20 protein-coding genes are annotated in these 24,889 nt (G+C 72.5%); 18 read left to right on the top strand and 2 right to left on the bottom strand.

All coding sequences use genetic code 11. The features are described 5' to 3' along the window. Positions 1 to 154: 154 nt before the first annotated feature. Together J3R08_RS10480 and J3R08_RS10485 are read right to left on the bottom strand one after the other, a co-directional pair. Positions 155 to 1,471, bottom strand: coding sequence for a cellulose binding domain-containing protein (locus J3R08_RS10480; protein WP_064447398.1), 1,317 nt, complete (start codon positions 1,469 to 1,471; stop codon positions 155 to 157). A 352-nt stretch (positions 1,472 to 1,823) separates the two neighbouring features. After that, the gene (locus J3R08_RS10485; RefSeq protein ID WP_064447530.1) at positions 1,824 to 3,011 is read right to left on the bottom strand and encodes an ROK family transcriptional regulator; all 1,188 of its coding nucleotides are present in this window, start codon (positions 3,009 to 3,011) and stop codon (positions 1,824 to 1,826) included. 343 nt (positions 3,012 to 3,354) lie between these two features. Here J3R08_RS10485 and J3R08_RS10490 point away from each other — a divergent pair, with 343 nt between their 5' ends. The 18 genes from J3R08_RS10490 (at position 3,355) to J3R08_RS10575 (ending at position 24,887) form a co-directional block, all read left to right on the top strand. Continuing rightward, a complete protein-coding gene (locus tag J3R08_RS10490) occupies positions 3,355 to 4,470 on the top strand; it encodes a substrate-binding domain-containing protein (RefSeq protein ID WP_043325211.1) in 1,116 nt (371 codons plus the stop codon). A 109-nt stretch (positions 4,471 to 4,579) separates the two neighbouring features. Further along, positions 4,580 to 5,572: a phosphotriesterase gene (locus J3R08_RS10495; protein WP_209960962.1), complete on the top strand. Its 993-nt coding sequence runs from the start codon at positions 4,580 to 4,582 to the stop codon at positions 5,570 to 5,572. Beyond that, positions 5,572 to 6,537, top strand: coding sequence for an ROK family protein (locus J3R08_RS10500; protein ID WP_187692474.1), 966 nt, complete (start codon positions 5,572 to 5,574; stop codon positions 6,535 to 6,537). The genes J3R08_RS10495 and J3R08_RS10500 overlap by 1 nt, the downstream gene beginning before the upstream one ends. After that, positions 6,538 to 7,518, top strand: coding sequence for an ABC transporter permease (locus J3R08_RS10505; RefSeq protein WP_030499606.1), 981 nt, complete (start codon positions 6,538 to 6,540; stop codon positions 7,516 to 7,518). Positions 7,519 to 7,537: 19 nt separating this feature from the next. Then, entirely contained in the window at positions 7,538 to 8,794 is a 1,257-nt protein-coding gene (locus tag J3R08_RS10510) for an alanine racemase (protein WP_209960966.1), read from the top strand. Next, positions 8,794 to 9,582 (top strand): ATP-binding cassette domain-containing protein, encoded by a 789-nt coding sequence (locus J3R08_RS10515; RefSeq protein WP_209960968.1) that lies wholly within the window; start codon positions 8,794 to 8,796, stop codon positions 9,580 to 9,582. Before J3R08_RS10510 ends, J3R08_RS10515 begins: the two co-directional genes overlap by 1 nt. Positions 9,583 to 9,892: 310 nt before the next feature. Next, the gene (locus J3R08_RS10520) at positions 9,893 to 11,548 is read left to right on the top strand and encodes an ABC transporter substrate-binding protein (protein WP_043325206.1); all 1,656 of its coding nucleotides are present in this window, start codon (positions 9,893 to 9,895) and stop codon (positions 11,546 to 11,548) included. 15 nt (positions 11,549 to 11,563) lie between these two features. Next, positions 11,564 to 12,574, top strand: coding sequence for an ABC transporter permease (locus J3R08_RS10525; protein WP_209960970.1), 1,011 nt, complete (start codon positions 11,564 to 11,566; stop codon positions 12,572 to 12,574). Continuing rightward, the gene (locus J3R08_RS10530) at positions 12,574 to 13,461 is read left to right on the top strand and encodes an ABC transporter permease (RefSeq protein ID WP_064447403.1); all 888 of its coding nucleotides are present in this window, start codon (positions 12,574 to 12,576) and stop codon (positions 13,459 to 13,461) included. Before J3R08_RS10525 ends, J3R08_RS10530 begins: the two co-directional genes overlap by 1 nt. A gap of 2 nt (positions 13,462 to 13,463) precedes the next feature. Further along, positions 13,464 to 15,497, top strand: coding sequence for a dipeptide ABC transporter ATP-binding protein (locus tag J3R08_RS10535; RefSeq protein ID WP_209964144.1), 2,034 nt, complete (start codon positions 13,464 to 13,466; stop codon positions 15,495 to 15,497). After that, positions 15,494 to 17,545, top strand: coding sequence for a hydantoinase/oxoprolinase family protein (locus J3R08_RS10540; protein ID WP_209960972.1), 2,052 nt, complete (start codon positions 15,494 to 15,496; stop codon positions 17,543 to 17,545). Before J3R08_RS10535 ends, J3R08_RS10540 begins: the two co-directional genes overlap by 4 nt. After that, the gene (locus J3R08_RS10545) at positions 17,542 to 19,230 is read left to right on the top strand and encodes a hydantoinase B/oxoprolinase family protein (protein ID WP_043325202.1); all 1,689 of its coding nucleotides are present in this window, start codon (positions 17,542 to 17,544) and stop codon (positions 19,228 to 19,230) included. The genes J3R08_RS10540 and J3R08_RS10545 overlap by 4 nt, the downstream gene beginning before the upstream one ends. After that, positions 19,223 to 20,893 (top strand): hydantoinase B/oxoprolinase family protein, encoded by a 1,671-nt coding sequence (locus J3R08_RS10550; RefSeq protein WP_209960974.1) that lies wholly within the window; start codon positions 19,223 to 19,225, stop codon positions 20,891 to 20,893. The genes J3R08_RS10545 and J3R08_RS10550 overlap by 8 nt, the downstream gene beginning before the upstream one ends. Then, on the top strand, positions 20,890 to 22,155 hold the full coding sequence (locus tag J3R08_RS10555; protein ID WP_043325200.1) for an amidohydrolase family protein: 1,266 nt from the start codon (positions 20,890 to 20,892) through the stop codon (positions 22,153 to 22,155). The genes J3R08_RS10550 and J3R08_RS10555 overlap by 4 nt, the downstream gene beginning before the upstream one ends. Further along, entirely contained in the window at positions 22,152 to 22,565 is a 414-nt protein-coding gene (locus tag J3R08_RS10560; protein WP_064447407.1) for a nuclear transport factor 2 family protein, read from the top strand. Before J3R08_RS10555 ends, J3R08_RS10560 begins: the two co-directional genes overlap by 4 nt. Continuing rightward, the gene (locus J3R08_RS10565; RefSeq protein WP_064447408.1) at positions 22,562 to 23,566 is read left to right on the top strand and encodes a zinc-binding dehydrogenase; all 1,005 of its coding nucleotides are present in this window, start codon (positions 22,562 to 22,564) and stop codon (positions 23,564 to 23,566) included. The genes J3R08_RS10560 and J3R08_RS10565 overlap by 4 nt, the downstream gene beginning before the upstream one ends. Next, positions 23,563 to 23,892, top strand: coding sequence for a TIGR04076 family protein (locus J3R08_RS10570; protein WP_043325197.1), 330 nt, complete (start codon positions 23,563 to 23,565; stop codon positions 23,890 to 23,892). The genes J3R08_RS10565 and J3R08_RS10570 overlap by 4 nt, the downstream gene beginning before the upstream one ends. Further along, complete coding sequence (locus tag J3R08_RS10575) at positions 23,889 to 24,887, top strand: LLM class flavin-dependent oxidoreductase (protein ID WP_043325196.1); 999 nt, start codon at positions 23,889 to 23,891, stop codon at positions 24,885 to 24,887. The genes J3R08_RS10570 and J3R08_RS10575 overlap by 4 nt, the downstream gene beginning before the upstream one ends. Positions 24,888 to 24,889: the final 2 nt, after the last annotated feature.

A 24,889-nucleotide genomic window follows, 5' to 3' on the forward strand; every position in this document is an offset into this window, starting at 1 on the left:
GGGTCGTAAATGTTAGCGCGAACATCGACCAGAGTTAATTAGAGCACATCCCGGCGTCCGGCGGGACCTCAGTTGTCCCGGCGGTGCCGGGCCGAGGGCGGCGGCGTGCCACCCACGGCCCGGCTCCCCGTGCGGGGGTTCGGCGGTACGGAGATCAGGGACTGGTGCAGCTGACTCCGCTGGGCGCGGTGGCCCCGTTTCCGGTGGCGGTGAACCCGAACGTGGTCGAGCCGTTCGCGCCGACCGTGCCGTTGTAGTCGGCGTTGCGGACCGACACCGAGCCGGAGGTGCCCGTGTTGACGCCGTTCCAGAGGCTGCTGATCGCCTGGCCGGAGGCCAGGGTCAGGCGTACGGTCCAGCCGTTGAGCGTGGTGGCGCCGTTGTTGGCCACGGTGACCTCGGCCTGGAAGCCGCCCGGCCAGGTGTTCACGGTCCGGTAGGTCGCGGTGCAGGCGCCCGGCTCACCAGGCGGCGGGGTCGTGACCGGCGGAGTCGTGGGCGGTGCGGTGGTCACCGGCGGCGTGGTCGGCGGCACGGAGGTCGGCGGCGCCGTGGTCGGCGGCGTGGTGGACGCGAACTGGCTGAAGAACCGCCAGATCTCCCCCGAGGTCCAGGTCCGGGAGTCGTTCGGGCTGGACGACCCGTCGACCGGGCTGGGGGTGTGGTCGCCGTCGAACGCGGCCCACTGCACCGGGTAGCCCTCGCGGCAGCCGGAGTACGTGGTGGTGATGTGGGTGAGGCTGCCCCGGCTCGGCTCGCGCGGGCTCTGCGCGGTGCAGCCGTTGTTCCGGACGAACGTGTCGCGCAGTGACCGGCCCATGGAGATGTTCAGCACGCTGTCGTAGATGCCGTGGATGCCGAAGTAGGCGACCGGCTGGGTGCCGCCGTTGCAGCCGCTCAGGTTCGCGCCGGAGATGACGGTGACCGCGCGGACGACGTTGGGCCGGGCGCAGGCCACCGCGTAGCTCATCGCCCCGCCGTAGCTCCAGCCGAGCGCGAACCGCTGGGACGTGTCGACGCAGAGGTCGTTCTCGATCTGCCGGGAGATGTCGTCGAACAGCGTCAGGTCCCGGCCGTTGGTGTTGGCCCAGCCGTTGTCGATGCCCTGCGGCGCGACGAAGATCGTGCTGTTGTTCGACAGCGGCAGCAGGCCGTAGTAGCCGGCCGAGGCGACGTTGTTGGCCGAGCCGTTCAGCCAGTGGAACCCGAAGATCAGCCGGTACGGGTGGTTGCGGTCGTACCCGTCCGGGATGCGCAGGATGTAGCTGCGGTTCTGCCCGCCGCTGGAGATGGTGCGCGTGCCGCTGGACAGCGTCGGCGCCTTGCCGCAGCCGGCGGTCGCCGCGAGCGTGCCGTTTGTCGACGCCTGCGCCGTCTCGCCGAGGTCGGCGCTGAGCGCGCCGCCGGCCGCCGCCGCGAGGAGCACGGCCGCGGCGGCGACGGAGGTGAGAAGGGATGTTCGTTTCGCCATTGCTGGACTCCTTGCCCTGGGTGGTGGTGCAGGCCGGGCCGTCCGTCGATGCCGACGTCGCCTGCGAAGAGGGCGCGGAGCCGTGCGTGCGGCTGGGCCGAAGTCGTCCGGTGGCCGCCTGCGTCGGCGTGCATCGGCGGAGCGGCCCGGACTGGTCACCGATCGGCCGGACGGCGAGGGGACCCTCGTGCGCCGTGCCGATTGCGGGGGTGACGGGAGCGTGCCCTTCGCTCCCGTGCCGGAACATAGCAGGTTATCGATAACATGTTCAACCGGTCGGTTCCGGAGAAGGAGCGGGCCGGCCGCCGGGTGAACGCTCACAGCAGCGCCCGGCGGGGACGCTGCCGCCTGCTCAGGCGTGGTCGGCCAGGGCCGGCAGGTCGCAGCCGGCGAGGGCGTCCGGCTGGGGAACGCGGGCGAGGTCCGCCTCGGCGAGCCCGAGCCGCCGGTACGCGGTGTGCAGCGCCGCGACCACGGCGCCCAGCGCGCCGGAGAGGTCACCGAGTTCCGCGCCGTGCACTGCCGCCTCGGCGGCCGGCACGATCTCGTGCAGCCGGCCGCGTAGCCGGACCAGGTCGGGTGTGAGCGCGTGGGAGACGCCGCCGCCGAGGACGATCACCTCCGGTTCGTAGGCGACCACCGCCGCGGTGAGGACCACCAGCAGCGCCTGCTCGACGTACTGCCTGACCGGCGCCAGTCGCGGGTCGGCCGAGCGGAACACGTCGGCCGCGTTGTCGAACGACAGGCCGAGTTCGCGGGCGCGGGCGAGGATGCCGGACCCGCTGATGATCCGTTCGAGCGGCGCGCCGAGCGGGCCGGCCGGCAGGTGGCCGAACTCGCCGACCAGGCCGCTGCGGCCCCGGAACAGCCGGCGGTCGATGGCGACGCCGGCGCCGAGTCCGGCCCCGATGGTGAGCATCACCGCTGTCTGCGCGTCCCGGGCGGCGCCGAAGCGCAGCTCCCCGAGCAGCGCGTAGTTGGAGTCGTTGTCGACCTCGACCGCGGCGCCCAGGTGCTTCTCCAGCAGCCGCAGGAACAGCGGGTCCTCCACCTGGGGCAGGTTCGGGGCGTTGGAGACGGCGCGGTCTCCCTGCCGGACGGCGCCGGGCAGGCCCACCGCTACGCAGTCGAGCCGCTCCCGGTCGGCGCCGACGGTCCGCATGATCAGGTCGGCCAGCCACTGGGCCAGCCGGGGCGCGTCGTAGTCGGCGGGTGTGGGCACGGTCCGGCCGGTCAGCGGCCGGGCGGCGAGATCGGCGACCACCAGCCGGACGTTGGAGCCGCCGACGTCGACGCCGCAGACCACGCCGCGTCCGGCGGCGATCGCGACCTGGGTCGCCCGGCGGCCCCGGTTGGTGGTGGGTGCGCCGTCGGTCTCGGTCAGCAGCCCCTCGTCGAGCAGCTGTTCCACGATCCGCGACACGGTGGCGGGGGAGAGGTCGGTCTCGTGGCCGATGGCCGTGCGGCTCACCGGGCCGTGGGTCAGCACGTGGGCCAGCACTGTGGACCGGTTCGCCGCCCGTGGTGCTCGAGATTCCACGCCCACCTCCGCCGATTTTCTTTCCGCCCGAATGTTAAAGCCACGCCGCTGGATGAGCAACCACCCGGACCATGTGGTCTTCCGGCCCGCACCCGGGCGACGGATCCCACTGAATTCCGAGGTGAGGCCGGTGGTGACGGTTGAACCGAGTGGGTCGAATCTCTGACCAGCGCTCTTGACGGACTGTGATGACCGCGATAATACTTTCACCCTGAACGGAAATAGAGGTTGCCGGCCCCAGGGAGGCGGCGCGTGCCCCCGTACGCGCCGTGCCGGTCGCATCGGACCCCCGTGTCAGTCCGGAATCCCGGTTCCGGACCCCGTTGCTGTGAAGGGAAGAGCAATGATTCTCAGCCGTAGACGTGGCGCCGCCCTCGGCGCGCTCTGCGCCCTGGCGCTCATGGTCGGCGCCTGCTCGAACGAGACCTCCGGGAGCGGCGGCGCGTCGAGCGGCCCGCGTACCGAACCCAGCCTGTCGTTCGTCGGCCCCGGCGGCGAGACGCCGACCGCCGCCGACCAGCTCTCGCTGACCGACGAGGAGCGGCAGAAGGTCAAGGACGGCAACTACTCCGCCGCCTTCGTCTGGCACGAGGGCTCCGCGCTGACCAAGGCCGTCGAGTCCGGCGTCCGCAAGGAGTTCGACCAGCTCGGCATCAAGGTGCTCGCCAGCACCAGCGCCGAGTTCGACGCCGCCCGGCAGGCCAACAACGTGCAGACCGTGCTGGCGCTCAAGCCCGACCTGATCGTCACCATCGCCGTCGACCCGACCGCGGCGGCCGCCGCCTTCAAGCCCGCCGTGGACGCCGGCGTCAAGCTCGTCGTGATGACCACCCCGCCGAAGGACTACAAGTCCGGGCAGCAGATCGTCGGCATCGTCACCGCCGACCTGACCGCGTTCGGCAAGGCCAACGCGGAGATGCTCGGCAAGGCGCTCGGCGGCAAGGGCAAGGTCGGCTACGTCTACCACGACGCCGACTTCTGGTTCACCAACCAGCGGGACAAGGCGTTCAAGGACTGGCTGGGCTACCTCTACCCGGACATCGAGATCGTCGAGGAGGCCGGGTTCTCCGACCCGGCGCGCACCGAGGACATCGCCACCGCGATGCTGACCCGCCACGCCGACCTCAAGGGCGTCTACGTCGCCTGGGCCACCGCCGCCGAGGGCGTGCTCGCCGCGACCCGGCAGCAGGGCCGCACCGACGTCAAGATCGTCACGAACGACCTGGAGGCGAACCTCGCCGCCGACATGGTCAAGGGCGGCAACGTCGCCGGCATCGTCGCCAACGGCTCGACCCGGCTCGGCCAGAACCTGGGCGTCGTCGCCGCGTACGGCCTGCTCGGCAAGAAGGCCCCGGAGCTGGTCGTCGGATCGCCGATGGCCGCGACCAAGGACAACATCGCCGACGCCTGGCGCGACGACTACGGCCAGGAGCCCCCGGCCGAGGTGCTCGGCAACTGACGCCGGGCGGCGAGGTCCGGGGCCTCCCCGAACGGGCCCCGGACCTCGCCGGGCGCGACCCGGCCCACCGCCGGGTGCGCGAGCACCGCGAGACGAGAGGAAGAAGCACATGGGGTACGTCCAGACAGTCCTCGGACCGGTGCCTCCCGAGTCGCTCGGCCGGGTGCTGAGTCACGAGCACCTCGGCGCGCTGGTGCCCGGGCCGTGGCTGTCCGGTGGCGCCGCCGACGACCGGGCGGACCTCGCCGCCGGGGCGGTACGCGACCTGCCCGAGCTGGGCTTCGGCACGATCGTGGACCTGTCCCCGTACGAGGTGGTCGGTCACGACGTGACGCTGCTGCGCGAGGTGGCACTGCGTACCGGCCTGCACGTGGTCGCCGGATCGGCGATCTACCTGGAGCCGTACTCGCCCGGCTGGGCGCTGCGCGCGAGCGTCGACGAGATGCGGGAACGCTTCGTCGCCGACGCCACCGTCGGTGTCGGGGACACCGGGATCAAGGTCGGCATCTTCGGCGAGCAGGCCACCGGGCTGAACGAGATCACCGCGCACGAGGAGAAGTGCCTGCGTGCCGCCGCCCGCGCCGCCGTCGCCACCGGCCTGGCGCTGAACACGCACACCACGCACGGCACCATGGCGCTGGAGCAGGTCGAGATCCTGCGCGAGGAGAAGATGGACCCCTCCCGCGTCGTCATCGGCCACCTGGACATCAACCCCGACCCGGACTACCTGCGGGCGGTGCTGGCCACCGGCGTCAACATCGCCTTCGACACGCTCGGCAAGCAGTTCTGGGACTTCGTGCTCGCCCCGCTGCCGGAGAACCCGCCGGAGGGCGAGTTCGGCAAGCGGGCGTACCACCGGCCCGACCGCGCCCGGCTCGACATGCTCGCCGGGCTGGTCCGCGACGGCTACGCCGACCGGATCCTGCTCTCGATGGACCTGACCGGCGCGGAGGCGTACCTGAACCCGCGTACGCACGGCCGGCTCGGCTACTCCTACCTCGGCCGGGAGATCGTGCCGGGTCTCACCCGCCTCGGTGTGCCGCCGGAGGCGATCGACCAGATGCTGGCGGCCAACCCGGCCCGACTCCTGACGGTCGGCTGATGGCCGCGCATCCGCGTCCGTCCGGCTACGTCGCCGGCGTCGACCTCGGCGGCACCAAGCTGCGGGCCGCGCTGGCCGACCTCGACGGTCTCGTCGTGAGCGAGCAGGTGCAGCCGACCGACCCCCGGGGCGGCACGGCGGTGGCCGCGCAGATCGACACGCTGCTGCGCCAACTGGCCGCCCGGGCCGGCGTCGACTGGTCCGACGTGCGGGCCAGCGCGATCGGCCTGCCCGGCGTGCCCGACCCGGCGACCGGCGCGATCGAGCTGTCGCCGAACGTCTCCGACCTCGAGGCGCTCGACGTGCGGGCCGAGCTGACCCGCCGCCTGGGGCACCCGGTCGTGCTGGACAACGACGTCAACATGGCCGCCGCCGGGGAGCGGTGGCTGGGCAGCGGGCGTACCCACCGGCACTTCGTGTTCGTGGCGGTCGGCACCGGAGTCGGCATGGGCATCGTGCTGAACGGTGAGCTGGTCCGGGGCGCGCGCGGCGCGGCGGGGGAGATCTCCTACCTGCCGCTGGGCACCGACCCGTTCGACCCGGGCAACCAGGTGAAGGGCGCGCTGGAGGAGGCCGTCGCCGGCGCCGCCCTCGCCGCCCGGTACCGGGCGGTGTCCGGCGAGCAGGCGAGTGTGCCCGACGTCTTCGACCGGGCCGCCGCCGGCGATCCGGTCGCGCTGGCGGCCATCGACGAGGAGGCCCGGCTGATCGCCCTGGCGGTCGTCGCGGTCACCGCCGTCCTGGACCCGGAGGCGGTGATCCTGGGCGGCGGCATCGGCTCCCGGACCGAGCTCGTCGAGCCGGTCCGGCGCTGGGTCGCCGCGCTGAGCACGGGCGTTCCGTTGATCAAGACCAGCCTGCTCGGCGACCGGGCCGGCCTGCTCGGCGCCGTCGCGGTGGCCCGCCGGGAGGCCGGCGTCCACGACGGCACGACCACCTCTTTCCAGACAGCGGAGGGACGATAGATGACCCACACCGATGCGGCGGTGAAGACCAGCGCCGCCCCGGCCTGGCGCCGGATCAACTGGCGCGACTACGTGGTCTACATCGGCTTCGCGGTCGTGTTCCTGTTCTTCGCCGTCACCCAGGGCAGCAACGGCTTCCTGACCACGAGCAACCTCACAAACATCGTCATCCAGACCGCGCCCATCACGATCATGGCGGTCGGGCTGGTCTTCGTGCTGGCCGCCGGCGAGATCGACCTGTCGATCGGCTCGGTCGTCGCGCTCTCCGCGCTGGTCGGCGCGGTGACGCTGCGGGAGACCGACAGCATGCTGCTCGGCGTGGCCGCCGGTCTCGCCGCCGGCGCGGCGGTCGGCCTGGTGAACGGCGTCTTCGTCACCCTGGTCCGGCTGCCCTCCTTCCTGGTCACGCTCGCCACCATGGGCGCGGTGGCGGGCCTGGCCCGCGAGGTCACCGGCCTGCAGTCGGTGCCGGTCAGCAACGACGCGTTCCTCTCCTTCTTCGGCCAGGGCGAGATCCTCGGCATCCCCGGGCTGGTGCTCTGGTCGGTGGCGGCGGCGGTGGTCGGGTACCTGGTGCTGCGCCAGACCCGGTACGGCGCGCACACGCTCGCCATCGGCGACAACGTGGCGGCGGCCCGGGTCAGCGGCATCAAGGTGATCCGCGTCAAGATCATGGTGCTGATGGGCAGCGCGATGTGCGCCGCCCTGGCCGGGCTGCTGTACGCCGGACGCCTCCAGGGCGCCCGGTACACCCTCGGCGAGGCCGACCTGATGTCCGTGATCGCCGCCGTGATCGTGGGCGGCACCAGCCTCTTCGGCGGCAAGGGCTCGATCGTCGGCGCGGTGCTGGGCAGCCTGCTGATGGGCATGCTCAACAACGGCCTGATCCTGGCCGGCCTGTCCGTGTCCCAGCAGATGATGGCGCGCGGCGCGATCATCCTGGTGGCCGTCTCCCTCTCGCTGCGCGAGCGGCGAAGCTGACCCGGAAGGAAGCAACCGCATGTTTCTGGACCTGCTGCGACGCCGCAATCCGGGCCTGCTCGCCGCCGCCGCGCACCTGCACGACAGCGGTGACCTGCCGGCGAACTCCTACGCGCTGGACCTCGACACGGTCGCGGCGAACGCCGCCGCCATCCGCCGCGAGGCCGACCGCTTCGGTCTGTCGGTCTACGCGATGACCAAGCAGGTCGGGCGCAACCCCGACTTCTGCCGGACGGTCCGCGACGCGGGCATCACCGAGGCGGTCGGCGTCGACCTCCAGTGCGCGCTCGCCGACCGGCACGGCGGGCTCGGCATCGGTCACCTCGGTCACCTGGTGCAGATCCCCCGGCACGAGGCGGCGGTCGCCGCCGCGCTCGCGCCCGCGTACTGGACGGTCTTCAACGACGCCAAGGCCGCCGAGGCGGCGGGCGCGAGCGCGGCGGCCGGGCGGGAGCAGGCGCTGCTCGCCCGGATCGCCGCGCCCGGCGACCGCTTCTACCGGGGCCATGAGGGCGGCTGGGCGGCCGACGAGATCGTCGCGGTCGCCGACCGGCTCGACGCCCTTCCCGGCGCCCGGTTCGCGGGTGTCACCAGCTTCCCGACCCAGTTGTTCGACACGGCCGCCGGACGGGTCGTGCCGACGCCCAACCTCGGCACCCTGCGACGCGCCGCCGCCGCGCTGCGCGCCGCCGGGCGGTCGCACGTCGAGATCAACGCCCCGGGTACGACGTCGGCGGCGATCCTGGCCACGCTGGCCGAGGCCGGCGTGACGCAGGTCGAGCCCGGCCACGGGCTCACCGGCACGACGCCCTGGCACGCGGTGACCGACCTGGTCGAGGAGCCCGCCGTGCTCTACGTCAGCGAGGTGTCGCACCTGTGGGACGGTCGGGCGTACGTCTTCGGTGGCGGCCTCTACGTCGACCCGGTGCTCGGCCTGGGCGGCACCCGGGCGCTGATCGTGCCCCGGGGCGGTGGTCTCGACGACGCGTACCTGGTCGACGTGGAGATGCCCGCGCCGGAGGCGATCGACTACTACGCGATGGCCGACGTCAGCGCGGCGCCGGGGTGCGCCCCGGGTGACACGGTCCTGTTCGGCTTCCGGCCGCAGGCGTTCGTCACCCGGGCGCTGACCGCCGGCGTGACCGGCATCCGGTCCGGCGCGCCGGCCGTGGCCGGGGTGTACGCCGCCGACGGCTCGGCGCCGATCGGGTTGGAGGACACCGCCGCGGGCGACGGCCCCGGCATCCAGGCGGCTCGCCGCGCAGGGAGGGCATGATGAGCACCGTCACCCACAAGGACGACGCGACCCGGGCGGGCGCCCCGGCGCTGCGGTTGCGCGGCATCCGCAAGCAGTTCGGCGGCGTCGTGGCGATCGAGCGCTTCGACCTGGAACTGGCCGCCGGGGAGATCACCGCCCTGGTCGGCGACAACGGCGCCGGCAAGTCCACCCTCGTGAAGATCATCTCCGGCGTGTACCAGCCGACCGAGGGTGAGCTGGAGATGCACGGGCGGCCGGTGACGTTCCGGGACGCCTCCGACGCCCGCCGGCAGGGGGTCGAGGTGGTCTACCAGGACCTGGCCCTGGCCGACTCGCAGCCGGTCTACATGAACATGTTCCTGGGTCGGGAACTCACCCGTGGCCCGCTGCGCCTGCTCGACCGGCGCCGGATGGCCCGGGAGACCCAGGATCTGGTGGACGCGCTGGACGTGCGCATCCCCAGCGCGAAGGCGACGATCCGGGACCTGTCCGGCGGCCAGCGGCAGGCGGTGGCGATCTGCCGCGCCACCCACTGGGCCAGCGGCCTGGTGCTGATGGACGAGCCGACAGCGGCGCTGGGCGTGGCCGAGACCGCCAAGGTGGAGGAGCTGATCCTGAAGCTGCGGGAGCGGGGCGCCGCCGTGCTCGTCGTCAGCCACAACCTGGACCAGGTGTTCCGGATCGCGGACCGGGTGGCGGTGCTGCGCCGGGGACGCCAGGTCGGCGTCCGCGGCATCACCGGGACCAGCCGCAACGAGATCGTCTCGATGATCACCGGCGTCTCCGAGGAGACCGCCCGCCCCTGAACCGCGCGGCCGGCCGCGCGCACGATGACCCCGGGTGTCCCTCCCGGGGTCATCGGCGTTCCGCGTCCGGTTCGCGGGGCGGCACTCCATGATCAACGCCGATGGCGGACGGCTCGTGCGTAACGGTCGTGTGAACTTGTGTGAACGCGGCTTCGTGCGTTGTCTCGCAGTTCGGGAGCGTTATCAAGCCGAGTCCATGAGGGCTCAGTGAACGCCGTTCACCCTATTGTTCACTGCTGCTAAATCCGGTAGAACTCCTGATAGGTCCGCTGCTCGGGCCATCTGCCTCGTGCTTCTAGGAGGACTTCTCATGGCTCGTTCACCCCGTCCGGGCGCCTCCTCGCCCGCGCTCTCCCGCCGCGGCGTCCTGCAGCTTGGGGGTGGCGTCGCGCTCCTGCTCGCCACCAGCGCCTGCGCCGCGGACAGCGGCAACAAGTCCACCGACGGCAAGTCCGGCGGCGCCGCCGCCAAGACGCTGCGCATCGCCGTCTCCAGCTACCTGTCGAGCTGGGACCAGGACTTCGTCGGCTTCGACCTGACCGCGCTGATGCTCTACAAGAACGTCTTCCCATACCTGATCGACTACGGCGTCACCAACGCCGGCGGCAGCCAGATCCTCGACACCCAGAACATCACCCCCACGTTCGCCGAGTCCTTCGAGCCCGACGCCGAACAGAAGGTGTGGACGCTCAAGCTGCGCCGCGGCGTGAAGTTCGCCAGCGGCAACGAGATGAAGGCCGCGGACGTGAAGTGGTCGAAGGACCGCGCGTTCGCCGCCCAGGCCAACGTCGCCGGCGTCTACCGCACCATCGGCCTGACCAGCGCCGACCAGGTCAAGGTCGTCGACGACTACACGGTGGAGTTCCACCAGGCCTTCCCCAGCGCGCTCACCCGGCAGATCCAGGCGATCTCGCTGTACGTCTTCGACTCGGTCGAGGCGAAGAAGCGCGCCAGCTCCAGCGACCCCTGGGCCAAGGAGTGGTTCGCGAAGAACCCGCCGACCGGCGGCTACTTCAACGTCGCCAAGGCCACCCAGGGCCAGGAGATCGAACTCAGCGCGAACACCGACTACCCGGGCCCGGACCCGGCCAAGACGCCGACCATCCGGATCTCGGTCGTGCCGGCCGCGTCCAACCAGCGGCTGCAGCTGCAGGCCGGCGACATCGACATCGCGCTGGGCATCAGCCAGCGCGACATCCAGGACCTCAAGAAGGCCCCGGGCATCAAGGTCATCTCGGCCGCCAGCAACCGCCAGGTCGCGATCCAGATGTCGGTGACCGCCGCGCCGTTCAACGACGTGAACGTGCGCAAGGCGCTCGCGTACGCGGTGCCCTACGAGCAGATCATCAACAACGTGTACGGCGGCGACGCCCGCGCGGCCAAGAGCCCGGTCCCGCTGGACATGCCCGGCTACGACGAGAGCGGCTACCCGTTCACCTACGACCTGGACAAGGCGAAGGCCGCCATGGCCGCCGCCGGCCGGTCGTCGCTCGACTCCGAGCTGGTCTTCGAGGCCGACAACGAGGAGCAGCAGAAGATCGCCGTCCAGGTGCAGAGCGAGGCGGCGAAGGCGGGCATCCGGCTCAAGCTGACCCCGCTGGACCCGGCCACCCTGGGTGAGCGGCGGACCAAGAAGAACATCCCGCTGCAGATCACCTCCGGGCAGCTCTGGGTGGACGACGTCGAGTACATGCTGGCGACGAGCTTCGTCAAGGGCGCCAACCTCAACTACTCCAACTACAGCAACCCGGAGATCGAGCAGATCTACGAGAAGTCGCACACCACCGTCGACACGGCCGCCCGCAACGCGCTCTGGAAGCGGGTCCAGGAGATCCTCGCCGCCGACGTGCCGTGGGTGGTCATCTGCCAGCCCAACTTCAACCTGCCCGTCCGGGAGTCCGTCGCCGGCTGGGTGCAGCCGATGGACGGCCTCGCCCGCCTGCGCTACCTGAGCGCGTCGGCCTAGGAACGTCAACCGCCCATGCGAATCTTCCGCTTCGTCGTCAGGCGACTGCTCCAGCTGATCCCCGTTCTGCTCGGAGTGGTCGTCCTGGCGTTCCTCCTGGTCCGGGTGCTGCCGGGCGACCCCGTCCGCAGCATCCTGGGGCAGAACGCCACCGAGGAGGACGCCGCCGCCGCCCGGGCCCGCTTCGGGCTGGACCAGTCGCTGTGGCAGCAGTTCCTCGACTACCTCAGGGGACTGGTCACCGGTGACTTCGGGACCTCCATCCAGAGCGGCAACTCCGTGGGATCGGAGATGGCGCTCCGGGTGGGGCCCACCCTGGAACTCGTCGTCATCGCCGTGAGCATCGCGCTCGTCGTGGCGACGGTCCTGGGCATCCGGTCGGCCAAACGGGCCAACCGGGTCGGTGACCACAGCGTGCGGATGTTCGCCCTGGTCGGCAACTCGATCCCCGAGTTCTGGCTCGGCCTGGTGCTGGTGCTGGTCGGCTACAGCATCCTCGGCTGGTTCCCGGCGCCGAACGGGCGGGTCGACCCGGACACGAACCTGACCCCGCTCACCGGGGCCGATCTCGTCGACGCCGTGCTCACCGCCAACGGCCCGGCGATCGCCTCCGCCGCGGCGTACCTGGTGCTGCCCGTGCTGACCCTGGTGGTCGGCGTGGTCGCGCCGCTGCTGCGCAGCGTCCGGGCCTCCGCGCTGGAGGTGCTGCACTCGGAGTCGTACGCCGCGGCGAAGGCGCACGGGCTGCGCGACCGCACGCTGCACTACGGCTACCTGCTGCGGGCGACGCTGGTCCGGCTGCCGTCATTGGCGGCGCTGGTCTTCGGCACGGCGATCGGCTCCACCGTGCTCGTCGAGTACGTGTACTCGTGGCAGGGCTTCGGCCAGTGGGCCCTGCGCGGCCTGCTCTACCGGGACTACCCGGTGGTTCAGGCGTCGGTGCTGGTCATCGCGTTGTGCTACGTGCTGGTGTTCCTCATCGCCGACGTGGTCCACGCGATCCTCGACCCGAGAGTGAGGCTCTGATGGCCGAGTTGCGCGCCGCCGTCAGCGGCGACTCCGCACAGACGCCGGTGGTCGTCGCCGGCGGCGACCGGGACAGCCGGTTCGCCCGCCGCATGATCATCGTCGGTGCGACCATCCTGTCGGTGGTGGCGCTGGTGGCGGTGTTCGCGCCGCTGCTGAGCCCGTGGGGCGAGACCGAGATCGACCCGGCGAACACCCTGGTGGCGCCGGGCGGCAACCACCTGCTCGGCACCGACGGCAACGGCATGGACATCTGGAGCCGGGTGCTCTACGCCGCCCGGCTCGACCTGGGCATCGCCCTGGCCGCGGTGGCGCTCGCGGTGGTCGTGGGCACGCTGCTCGGCCTGGTCGCCGGCTACTTCGGCGGCTGGCTCGACGACGTGCTGATGCGGGTGGTCGACATCTTCCAGTCGTTCCCCACGTTCATCCTGGCGCTGGCGGTCGCCGCCCTGCTCGGCAACGGCACGATCAACCTGATCATCACGATCGCGGCCGTGAACGCGCCGGCGTACGCCCGGCTGGTCCGCGCCGAGGTGCGGTCGCTGCGGGAACTGCCGTTCGTGGACGCCGCCATCACCTCCGGGGCGTCGCCGGTGGGCGTGCTCTGGCGGCACCTGCTGCCCAACAGCCTCACCCCGGTCCGGGTGATCGCGCCGCTGAACTGCGGCTGGGCGATGCTCACCCTGGCCGGGCTCTCCTTCCTCGGCCTGGGCGTGAGCATCCCCGAGGCGGAGTGGGGGGCCATGATCAGCCTGGGCGCCGCGGACGTGGTCGGTGGCCGCTGGTGGACCTCCGTCCCACCCGGCCTGGCCCTGTTCGTCTGCGTCCTCGGGTTCAGCCTGCTCGGCGAAGGCCTGCAGGACCGCGCCAACGCGAAGCGGCGGTGACCATGCTGTCGATCGAGAACCTCTCGGTGACCATCCGGCGACCCGGCCGGCAGGTGGCCGCGCTCAGCGGCGTCACCTTCGCCGTACGCCCCGGTGAGGTCGTCGGCCTGGTCGGGGAGAGCGGCGGCGGCAAGAGCATGGTGGCCCGCGCCATCGTCGGGCTGCTGCCCGGCGGCTCGCACGCCACCGGCCGGGTGCGCTTCGGCGACTCGGACGTGCTGCGCATGGACGACGCCGCGCTCGCCGCACACCGCGGACGCGGCGTGGCGATCTGCTTCCAGAACCCGCGCGGCGCGCTCAGCCCCACCCGCACCATCGGCAAGCAGCTCGTCGACCGGCTCGCCACCCACCAGGACATGTCCGGCGACCGGGCCCGGGAGGCGGCGCGCGAGCTGTTCGAGGCGGTCGGCATCCGCAGCCCGCAGCGGCGGCTCGACGCGTACGCCCACGAGCTGTCCGGCGGCATGGCCCAGCGGGTGATGATCTCGCTGGCCACCGGCTGCGCGCCGGACCTGCTGATCGCCGACGAGCCGACCACCGGCCTGGACGTGACGCTGACCCGGGAGATCCTGCGCCAGTTCCGGCACGCCGCCGACACCGACGGCCGGGGCGTGCTGCTGATCTCCCACGACCTCGCCTCGATCGCCGAGGTCTGCGACCGGGTGGTGGTGCTCTACGCCGGCACGGTGGTGGAGAGCGGCCCGGCCGCGCAGGTGCTGCGGGAGCCCGCGCACCCGTACACCCGGGCGCTGCTGCGGTCGGTGCCGGACGTCGGCGGCCGGCCGGTCGTCGCCACCCCCGGCGCCATGCCCCTGCTCACCCAGGCGCCGGAGAACTGCCCGTTCGTCGCCCGCTGCGCGCACGCCGACCGCACCTGCTCGTCCCGGCGGCCCGGCACCCAGCCGATTCCCGGCGGCCGCGAATGGTCGCTGGCCTGCTTCCACCCGCAGACCCGGCCGCTCGACGCCGACCTGCCGTCCACGTCGCACACACCGGACGCGGGCGGCGCCCAGCCGGCGGCTGCGGACCCGAAGCCCGCCGTGCTGGAGATCGAGGACGCCCACGTCGTCTACCGCAGCCGGTTCGGCTCCGGCGGTCACCACGCGCTGCGTGGCGTCACGCTGCGGCTCGCACCGGGTGAGACGCTGGGCGTGGTGGGCGAGAGCGGCTGCGGCAAGAGCACCCTCGCGAAGCTCGTGATGGGCCTGGTCGCGCCCACGTCCGGCACCGTCACAGTCGCCGGTCAGGCCCTGGTCAAGCAGCCGGGCCGGCCCCGCCCACGCGGCCGGGCGCTGCGCCGGGCCCGCACCCGCGCCCAGCTGGTGTTCCAGGACCCGATCGGCTCGCTGAGCCCGCGCCGCACCGTCGGCGACTCCATCGCCGAGCCGCTGCGGGCCGCGGGCCTGTCCCCGGCGGACCGCGCCGCGCGCGTCGCCGCCGTGCTGGACCGGATGGAGCTGGACCGCTCGATCCTGCAGCGGTACCCGCACGAGCTGTCCGGCGGCCAGGCCCAGCGCATCGGCATCGCCCGCGCGCTGGTCGGCGAGCCGGACCTGATCGTCTTCGACGAGCCCACCTCGGCCCTGGACGTCACCGTCCAGGCGCAGATCCTCGACGTGATCGCCGACGTGGCCGCCGACGCCGACCGCGCCTCGGTGTTCATCTCCCACGACCTGGCCACGGTGCGCGGTTTCGCCGACCGCGTCGTGGTGCTCTACCTCGGCCGGGTGGTCGAGGAGGGGCCGGTGGACGTCGTCTTCGACACGCCCCGGCACCCGTACACCCGCGCGCTGCTGGGCAGCGCCCCCCGCCTCGGCGGGACGGCCGGGTCCGACGGCGAGGCCGTCGAGCTGGTCAAGGACCTGGAGGAAGCCGACGCCGCAACCGGGTGCCCGTTGGCCGCCCGGTGCCCGTTCGTCACCGACCGGTGCCGATCGGAGCAGCAGGAGCTTCAGTCGTACGGCGAGAGCCGGGCCGCCTGCTGGCGCGTTCCCGAGCTTCCCGCCCTCATCGGAAGGCAGGCTGTCACGCCATGACCCGTCGCCCCATCCGGCTCGCCGTCGACATCGGCGGGACCTTCGTGGACGCCATGGAACTCGACACGCGCACCAACCGGGTCCGCTTCCGCAAGGCGGCGACGACCCCGGCCCGGCCCGCGGACGGTGTCCTCAACGCGATCAGCGCGCTCGGCACCGACCTGTCCGAGGTGGAGCTGTTCATCCACGGCACCACGCTCGGCCTCAACGCGGTGCTGGAGCGCCGCGGTGGCCGTACCGGCATCATCACCAACGAGGGCTTCCGGGACATCTTCCTGATCGGGCGCGGCAACGTGCCCTCCGACCACATGTACGACTTCCAGTACCAGCGGCCGGAGAGCCTGGTGCAGCGCCGCTTCACCGCCGGGGTGCGGGGCCGGCTCGACTACCGCGGCCGGGTGGTGGAGCCGCTGGACCCGGACAGCGTCCGGGCGGCCGCGCGCACGCTCGTGGTGGACCAGCAGGTCACCTCGATCGCCATCTGCTTCCTGTACTCGTTCCTCGACCCGAGCCACGAGCGGGAGGCCGCGCGCCTCATCCACGAGGAGTTCCCCGACGTCAGCCTGTCGCTGTCGACGGACATCGTGCGCGAGTACCGGGAGTACGAGCGGACCAGCACCACGGTGCTGGAGGCGTACATCCGGCCGATCTTCGAGCGGTACGTCGACGAGCTGGAGTCCGGCCTGGCCGAGCGCGGCTTCGCCGGGCGCTTCCTGATCATGCGCTCCGGCGGCGGCTCGATGACCAGCGCGGTCGCCAAGACCGCCCCCACGCACACCGTGCTGTCCGGACCGGCCGGCGGCATCGTCGGCGCCGCGTACGTCGCCTCCGAGCTGGGCCGGGACAACGTGCTCACGTTCGACATCGGCGGCACCTCGCTGGACGCCTGCGTGATCGAGCGCGGCAACCCGGTCGCCGCGTACGAGGCCCAGCTGGAGCACTTCCCGCTGCTCATCCCCACGTACGACATCCGCACCATCGGCGCCGGCGGCGGCTCGATCGCCTGGCTCGACCACGGCCTGCTCAAGGTCGGCCCGCAGAGCGCCGGCGCCGACCCCGGCCCGGTCTGCTACGGCCGGGGCGGCACCAAGCCGACGGTCACCGACGCCGCGGTGGTGCTCGGCTACATGGACCCGGAGCGCTTCCTCGCCGGCACCATGGGCCTGCGCGACGCCGAGGCGCGCGCCGCAATTCAGGAGCAACTCGCCGAGCCGCTCGGCCTCACCGTGGAGAACGCGGCCGCCGGCGTGTTCGACGTGCTGCTGGCCCGCACCGTCGGCGCGGTCCGCCAGATCACCGTCGAGCGGGGTCACGACCCCCGGCAGTTCGCGCTGCTCGCGTTCGGCGGCGCCGGGCCGCTGCTGGCCCCGCTGCTGGCCCGCGAGATGGGCATCGGCGAGGTCATCGTGCCGTTCGCGCCGTCCGGCTTCTCCGCCTGGGGCATGCTCTCCGCCGACATCGTCAACGACTTCAGCCGTACCGTGATGGCCACGCTCGACGACGCCGACCTGGCGGAGCTGGAGCAGCTGTTCAAGGCCGTCGAGGCCGAGGCGGTCGCGTCGCTGGTGGCGCAGGGCGTGCCGGTCGGCGAGGCGGTGCTGGAGCGGCAGTTCGAGCTGCGCTACCTGGGCCAGGAGCACAGCCTGATGGTCACCGTCGGGCGCGAGCTGGACCGCGACGCGATCCGCGCCGCGTTCGACGAGACGCACCGCGCCCGGTACGGCCACACCATGGGCAACCCGCTGCAGATCCTCAACCTGCGGGTGCGCGGCATCGGGCGCACCGACCGGCCCGAGCTGCAGACCCTGCCGCGTGGCGACGGCGACCCGTCGCAGGCGCTGCTGACGCACCGCGACGCCTACGACTTCGGGCAGCACGCGGTGGTGCCGTTCGCGGTCTACGACCGGGCCCGCCTGGAGCCGGGCGACACCTTCGACGGACCGGCGCTGATCGACGAGGGCACCTCCACCACTGTGGTGCCCAGCGGCCAGCGGGTCACCGTCGACGACCACGGATACCTGCTCGTCACCCTGGAGGAAGCCGCATGACCACGCTGGACGGAGCCCAGGTCGAGGTCGTCCGCAGCTATCTGCTGTCGGCCGCGGAGGAGATGCGGGCCACCCTCATCCGTACCTCGTTCAACCCGGTCATCTACGAGGTGCACGACTTCGGCCTGTCGATGTACGACGCCGACCTGCGGCTGGTCGCCGAGGCCACCGGGTTGACGTTCTTCCTCGGCGCGAACGACTTCTCGCTGCGCAAGGGCGTGGAGTACGTGGGCCGGGAGAACCTGCACCGCGGCGACGTGGTGCTGCTCAACTACCCGTACTGGAACGCGGCGCACGCGTACGACGCGACGCTGTTCGCCCCGGTGTTCCGGCCGGACGAGGCGGACCCGGACGCGGACGGCGACCTGGTCGGCTTCCTCTGCGTCCGCGCGCACTGGATGGACCTGGGCGCCAAGGACCCGGGCTACGTGCTGGACTCGACCGACATGCACCAGGAGGGGCTGATCTTCCCGGGCACCAAGGTCGTGTCCCGGGGCGAGCCGGTGCGCGAGATCCACGAGCTGATCCGCTTCAACTCGCGGATGCCCGACGCGGTGCTCGGTGACCTGCACGCGCAGATCGCCGCGCTGCGCACCGGCGAGCGCCGGATGCTGGAGATCATCGAGAAGTTCGGCCGGGACACCGTGGACCAGGCGATCGACCGGATCATCGCCGACGGTGAGGCCCGCGCCCGCGCGGCGCTGGCGACGCTGCCGCAGGGCACCTGGACCGCCGAGGACTGGGTGGACGACGACGGCATCACCGACGACCCGGTGAAGATGCGCGTCACCGTCACCATCGACGACGGGCGCTTCATCGTCGACTTCGCCGGCTCGGCCCCGGCCACCCGCGGCCCGATCAACATGCCGTTCGGCGCGACCGAGGCGATCTGCAAGGTCGTGCTGAAGTCGCTGACGTCGCGGGACGAGCCGTCGAACGCCGGCACCGTGGCTCCGCTGGAGGTGCGGGCCGAGCCGGGCAGCCTGTTCCACGCCGTCTACCCGCAGCCCACGTTCACGCTCTGGACCGGCATCGTCGCGGTGGAGCTGATCCTCAAGGCGCTGGCCCAGGGCATGCCGGACCTGCTGCCCGCCTCCTCCGGCGGCGACGTGCCCGGCTTCATGATGGTCGGCCTGCACCCGGACACCGGGAAGATGTTCGCGGTCAGCAACAACGACCTGGTGGGCTGGGGCGGCACCGCGACGCACGACGGCATGGACGCCGCCACGCACGTCTCCGGCAGCACCGGCCGGGGTACCCCGATCGAGGTCATGGAGGCCAAGACCGGGATGTTCTTCGAGCGCTGGGAGATCCGCGCCGACTCCGGTGGCGCGGGCCGGTTCCGGGGCGGCTGCGGCCTGCGCCGCGACATCCGGTTCGTGACGCCCGGTGAGTTCCTGACCGTGATCAAGAAGACCAAGAGCGCGCCGTGGGCGCTGGCCGGCGGCGAGCAGCCGGAGCCGAACCAGGTGGTCGTCTTCCCGGGCACCGACCGCGAGCACCGGGTGAGCACCAAGCGCACCGTGGTGGCCGCGGGCGACCGGGTCACGCTGCTGACCGCCGGTGGCGGCGGGCACGGCGACCCGCGCAGCCGCGACCCGGAGGCGGTACGGCGGGACGTGGCCGAGGGCTACGTCTCCCGGGAGGCCGCCCGGGACGTCTACGGAGTGGACGTCGATGGGTGAGCCGACGGTCGACGGGGCAACCGTCGAGGTCGTCCGCAGCCATCTCGCCTCGGCCGCCGAGGAGATGCGGGCCGCGCTCGTGCGCACCGCGTTCAACCCGGTGATCTACGAGGTGTACGACTTCGGCATCTCCATCTACGACCGGCAGCTGCGGCTGGTCGCGGAGTCCACGGGGCTGTCCCGCTTCCTCGGCGCCAACGACTACTCGCTGCGCAAGGGCGTGGAGTACGTCGGCCGGGAGAACCTGCGCCGCGGCGACGTGGTGCTGCTGAACTACCCGTACTGGAACGCGGCGCACACGTACGACGCGACGATGTTCGCGCCGGTCGTCCTGCCCGGCAGCGAGGAGCTGATCGGTTTCCTGTGTATCCGGGCGCACTGGATGGACCTGGGCGCCAAGGACCCCGGGTACGTGCTCGACTCCACGGACATGCACCAGGAGGGGATCATCTTCCCCGGCACGAAGGTGTACGACCGGGGCGAGCCGGTGCGCGAGATCCACGAGCTGATCCGCTTCAACTCGCGGATGCCGGAACTGGTCATCGGTGACCTCAACGCGCAGATCGCCGCGCTGCGTACCGGCGAGCGGCGGGTGACCGAGCTGTACCGCGACTACGGCCCCGCAGTGGTCGACGCGGTGATCGACCGGGTGATCGACGTCGCCGCGCAGCGCGCCGGGGAGGCGGTGGCCGCGCTGCCGCAGGGCAGCTGGACCGCCGAGGACTGGCTCGACGACGACGGCGTCAGCGACGACCCGATCCTCATGCGGGTCACCGTCACCGTCGCCGACGGCGAGTTCACAGTGGACTTCGCCGGCTCGTCGCCGGCGGTGCCCGGGCCGGTGAACCTGCCGCTGGGCGCCACCATCGCCACCTGCCGGGTCGCGTTCAAGGGCGTCACCACGCCGCACGAGCAGACCAACGCCGGGCACTTCGCGCCCCTTCGGGTACGCGCCGAGCCCGGCACGCTGTTCCACGCGCAGTACCCGGCCGCCACGTTCACCCAGTGGACCGGCACCGTCGCACTGGAGCTGATCCTCAAGGCGCTGGCCCAGGGCATGCCGGACCGGCTGGCCGCCTCCTCCGGCGGCGACGTGCCCGGGTTCATGATGGTCGGCCGGCACCCGGACACCGGCGACATGTTCGCGGTCAGCAACAACGACCCGGTCGGCTGGGGCGGCACGCCCGGGCACGACGGGATCGGGCCGGCGAACCACCTGTGCCAGACCCAGGCGCGCAACACGCCCGTCGAGGTGCTGGAGTCGAAGACGGGAATGTTCTTCGAGCGGGTGGAGATCCGTACCGACTCCGGTGGCGCGGGCCGGTTCCGGGGCGGCTGCGGCCTGCGGCGGGACATCCGGTTCGTGACGCCCGGCGAGTTCCTGACCGTGATCAAGAAGACGAAGAGCGCGCCGTGGGCGCTGGCCGGCGGCGCACAGCCGGAGCCGAACCAGGTGATCGTCTTCCCGGGCACGGACCGGGAGCACCGGGTGAGCACACGGCGTACCGCGGTGGCGGTGGGGGATCGGGTGACGTTGCTGACCGCCGGTGGCGGCGGGCACGGCGACCCGGGGAGTCGGGATCCGGAGGCGGTGCGACGGGACGTGGCCGAGGGCTACGTCTCCGCGCGGGCCGCCCGAGACGTTTATGGAGTGATCGCGTGAGTGCCGCCTATTCGCCCGAGCAGCCGAGCACGCTGCTCGGCAACTGCACAGTGCTCGACGCCCGCGTGGTGGACGGCATGGCGCCGGTGACCGGCGCCGGGGTGTGGGTCCGGGGTGACCGGATCGCCGCCGTCGGGCCGTACGCCGAGGTGGCCGAGCAGGCGCGGGCCGCCGGCCGGCTGACCGAGGTGGACCTCGACGGTGCCTACGTGACGCCCGGCCTGGTCAACATGCACACCCACTTCTCGTTGTCGCTGCCCGGCTCCGCCGGCGAGGGCGTCAAGGGGATGGGCGCGTACGACCTCGCCCACTACATGGCCGACGGGGCGCGGCGCACGCTGCACTCCGGCGTGACCACCGTGCGCTGCGTCGCGGAGAAGGACCACGCGGACTTCGCGCTGCGGCGGGCGATCAACGCCGGGCGGGTCCCCGGTCCGCGCATCTACACCGCGGGCCGGGCGCTGGTGTGCACCGGCGGGCACGGGCACGAGAGCAACGACACGCTCGAGTGCGACGGCCCGGTGGGCTTCCGCCACGGCGTGCGCAGCCAGATCAAGGCCGGCGCGGACCTGATCAAGGTGATGATCTCGGGCGGCATCGCCGGTGAGCACGAGAGCATCCACACGCCCCAGTTGTTCGCCGACGAGATGACGGCGGTGATCGAGACGGCGCACGCGTGGGGCCGCAAGGTGACCGCGCACGCCGGGCCCGCCGACGTGATCGGCGCGGCGGTCGAGCTGGGACTGGACTGCGTGGAGCACGGCTACCAGCTCACCCCGCAGGTCGCGGCGCGGATGGCCGAGCGCGGCACGGCGCTCGTGCCGACGCTGCTGGTGACCCGCTGCAAGGAGTTCTTCGACGAGCTGGGCGTGCCGGAGTGGATGCAGTGCCGCTCGCTCGGCGCCGGCCCCCGGCACCTGGAGAGCTTCGACATGGCGATCGCCGCCGGGGTGGAGGTCCTGCTCGGCAGCGACATGCCCCCGTTCTGGGAGTTCGAGGGCACCACCGCCTCGATCCGGGAGCTGGAGTACATGTCCGAGCGGATCGGCGCCGCCCGGGCCATCCACGCCGGCACGCTCGGCCCGATCCGTTGGCTCGGCGCGGAGTCCGACCTCGGCACCGTCGAGGTCGGCAAGCTGGCCGACCTGATCGCGACGGACGCCGACCCGCTGGCCGACACCTCGGCCTTCCGGGACGTGCGGTGGGTGATGAAGGGCGGGCAGATCGCCCGCGACGACCGCAACCAGGAGGAGACGCGATGACCTTCGCGCAGGCAGGCGCGGCGGAGATCGCCGCCGGCATCGACGACATGTACGACGCGTTCCTCGCCGGGGACCAGCAGCGGTTCGACACGCACCTGGACCCCGAGGTGACCACCTGGGAGACGCACCTGCCGGGACCGCTGCGGACCCGGGCCGAGCTGGACGAGTACCGCGCCCAGCGGGACGCCGCCGGTCAGCGGCCCCGGCTGGCGGTGCTCGCCGCGCGGGGCAAGCGCATCGACGTGTGGGACGACTTCGGCGTGGCCCGGTACGAGCTGGTCGCGCAGCTCGGCCCGGACGACGAGCCGGAGATCACCCGGGTCACCGACGTGGTGCGCCGGGTCGACGGCCGCTGGGTGATCGTGCACCACCACGCCGAGCTGGTCCGGGAACCGGTGGGCGCGGCATGATCCGGCGGCTGGTCGCCGGGCGGACCGGTGAACCGGCGGACGTGCTGTCGGTCGCCGAGCTGCCCGACGACCCGCCGCCCGGCCCCGGCCAGGTGCGGCTCGCCGTCCGTACGGTCGGGCTGAACTTCCTGGACGTCATGCTCTGCCGGGGCGAGTACCCGGTGCGTCCGGATCCGCCGATGACGCCGGGGGTGGAGGCGGCCGGGCGGGTCGTCGCCGCCGGCGACGGGGCCGGGCACCTGCTGGGTCAGGAGGTGCTGGCCTGCCCGGCGCTGCCGCGCGGCGCGCTCGGCACCACAGTCACAGTGGACGCCGCGGTGGTGGTGCCGCGGCCGTCCACAGTCGACCCGGTCACCGCGGCGGCGTTGCCGGTCACCTATCAGACCGCGTGGTTCGCGCTGGAGCGGGCGGGCGTCACCGCCGGGCAGACGGTGCTGGTGCACGCCGGCGCGGGAGGTGTCGGCATCTCCGTCATCCAGCTCGCGGTCGCCCGCGGCGCCCGGGTCCTCGCCACCGCCGGCGGCCCGGTCAAGACGGCGATCTGCCGCGACCAGGGCGCCGAGGTGGCGATCGACTACACGGCGGAGGACTTCGTGGCCGCCGTGCGGGAGGCCACCGGCGGGCGGGGCGTGGACGTCGTGGTGGACCCGGTGGGCGGCGACGTGTTCGCCCGCTCCTGGGAGTGCCTCGCCTTCGAGGGCCGCCTGGTCGCGGTGGGCGCTGCCGGTGGCGCGCCGCCGCCCGTCGATCCGCTGCGGCTGATGGCGGCGAACGCGACGCTGGTCGGCCTGTCCTGGGGCTCGCAGTACCCGTGGCAGCGCCCGTCCGCGGTCGAGGCCGCCTACCAGGAACTGTTCGACATGTGCGCCTCCGGCGCGGTCCGGCCGCCGGTCAGCCGCGTCGTGTCGCTGGACGAGACGCCCGCGGCGCTCACCGAGCTGGCCGAACGCCGGACCACCGGCAAGATCATCGTACGGATCGACGAAGGGGAGGGGCCGTGAGCGACACCGCCGACGGCGACATGGAGATCTACGACCTGAAGGTGACAGTCGACCGGATCGAGGGCCGGTCGGTGTGCGGCATGGCCGTGGGCGACTCCTTCGAGCTGACCAACAGCGCCCACCTGCGGCTGCCCGAGGGCAAGCACTTCTGCGTGTACGCGCTCGCGTCCGTGCTGCCCTTCCTCGCCGCCAAGCAGCGTGACCTGGCGCCGGGGGACTGGCTGGCCCAGGACTCCCACTTCATCTGCCCCGACCCGGAGGAGCGGCTCGTCATGAAGGTGGAACGGACCTGCCGGCGCACGATGAACTCGGCGGACCTGACATGACCGTCGAGATCGGACTCGGCCTGCAGAGCGACAAGCCGGCCGGCGCGTACGCCCGGCTGGCCCGCGCCGCCGAGGCGCACGGCTTCGACGTGCTCACCGTCTTCGGCGACCTGATGTACCAGCCGCCGATCTTCCCGCTGCTGGAGATGGCTCAGGCGACCGAGCGGGTACGCCTCGGCGCGGCCTGCCTGAACCCGTACTCGATGGCGCCGTACGAGATCGCCGGTCAGCTCGCCGCCCTGGACCTGGCCTCGCACGGGCGGGCCTACCTCGGCCTGGCCCGGGGGACCTGGCTGGGTTCGGTCGGCCTGCCGCAGCCGCGGCCGCTGACCACCATCGAGGAGGCCGTCCAGGTCGTCTACCGCCTGCTGCGCGGCGACCGCAGCGGCTTCACCGGAAAGGTCTTCTCGCTGGAGGCCGGCACCGCGCTGCGCTACGACGTGCAGCGGCCCGACCCGCCGCTGCTCCTGGGCGCGTGGGGTCCGCAGGGCGCGGCGCTGGCCGGCCGGATCGCCGACGAGATCAAGGTGGGCGGCAGCGCCAACCCGGACATGGTCCCGGTGATCCGCGAGCGGCTGCGGACCGGCGCGGAGAAGGCCGGGCGCGACGTCGCGGACGTCGGCATCGTGCTCGGCGCGGTGACAGTCGTCGACACCGACGGCGCGGCCGCCCGCGCCAAGGCCCGTACCGAGGTGGCCATGTACCTGGCCGTGGTGGCGGAGCTGGACCCGACCGTCGTGCTCCCCGACGACCTGGTGAAGCGCGTCGGCGACCTGGTCGACGCGGGCGAGGACGAGGCGGCGGGCCGGTTGATCCCGGACGACGTGCTGGACCGGTTCGCCTTCTCCGGCACCCCGGAGCAGGTCGCCGCGCAGGCCCAGGCGCTCATCGACGCGGGCGTGCGCCGGGTCGAGTTCGGTACGCCGCACGGCCTGACCGACGAGCGCGGCGTGGACCTGCTCGGCTCCGCCGTCCTGCCCCTGCTGCGCAGGTGAGC

The organism is Micromonospora sp. HB375 (assembly GCF_017872985.1).
Taxonomy (GTDB): domain Bacteria; phylum Actinomycetota; class Actinomycetes; order Mycobacteriales; family Micromonosporaceae; genus Micromonospora; species Micromonospora chalcea.

Bases quoted from the DNA above. Each gene is read 5' to 3' on its own strand.
- J3R08_RS10490 (WP_043325211.1), top strand. From the start codon at position 3,355: ATGATTCTCAGCCGTAGACGTGGCGCCGCCCTCGGCGCGCTCTGCGCC.
- J3R08_RS10500 (WP_187692474.1), top strand. From the start codon at position 5,572: ATGGCCGCGCATCCGCGTCCGTCCGGCTACGTCGCCGGCGTCGACCTC.
- J3R08_RS10565 (WP_064447408.1), top strand. From the start codon at position 22,562: ATGATCCGGCGGCTGGTCGCCGGGCGGACCGGTGAACCGGCGGACGTG.
- J3R08_RS10575 (WP_043325196.1), top strand. From the start codon at position 23,889: ATGACCGTCGAGATCGGACTCGGCCTGCAGAGCGACAAGCCGGCCGGC.
- J3R08_RS10515 (WP_209960968.1), top strand. From the start codon at position 8,794: ATGAGCACCGTCACCCACAAGGACGACGCGACCCGGGCGGGCGCCCCG.
- J3R08_RS10495 (WP_209960962.1), top strand. From the start codon at position 4,580: ATGGGGTACGTCCAGACAGTCCTCGGACCGGTGCCTCCCGAGTCGCTC.
- J3R08_RS10540 (WP_209960972.1), top strand. From the start codon at position 15,494: ATGACCCGTCGCCCCATCCGGCTCGCCGTCGACATCGGCGGGACCTTC.
- J3R08_RS10505 (WP_030499606.1), top strand. From the start codon at position 6,538: ATGACCCACACCGATGCGGCGGTGAAGACCAGCGCCGCCCCGGCCTGG.
- J3R08_RS10510 (WP_209960966.1), top strand. From the start codon at position 7,538: ATGTTTCTGGACCTGCTGCGACGCCGCAATCCGGGCCTGCTCGCCGCC.
- J3R08_RS10550 (WP_209960974.1), top strand. From the start codon at position 19,223: ATGGGTGAGCCGACGGTCGACGGGGCAACCGTCGAGGTCGTCCGCAGC.
- J3R08_RS10560 (WP_064447407.1), top strand. From the start codon at position 22,152: ATGACCTTCGCGCAGGCAGGCGCGGCGGAGATCGCCGCCGGCATCGAC.
- J3R08_RS10545 (WP_043325202.1), top strand. From the start codon at position 17,542: ATGACCACGCTGGACGGAGCCCAGGTCGAGGTCGTCCGCAGCTATCTG.
- J3R08_RS10535 (WP_209964144.1), top strand. From the start codon at position 13,464: ATGCTGTCGATCGAGAACCTCTCGGTGACCATCCGGCGACCCGGCCGG.
- J3R08_RS10530 (WP_064447403.1), top strand. From the start codon at position 12,574: ATGGCCGAGTTGCGCGCCGCCGTCAGCGGCGACTCCGCACAGACGCCG.
- J3R08_RS10520 (WP_043325206.1), top strand. From the start codon at position 9,893: ATGGCTCGTTCACCCCGTCCGGGCGCCTCCTCGCCCGCGCTCTCCCGC.
- J3R08_RS10525 (WP_209960970.1), top strand. From the start codon at position 11,564: ATGCGAATCTTCCGCTTCGTCGTCAGGCGACTGCTCCAGCTGATCCCC.
- J3R08_RS10480 (WP_064447398.1), bottom strand. From the start codon at position 1,471: ATGGCGAAACGAACATCCCTTCTCACCTCCGTCGCCGCCGCGGCCGTG.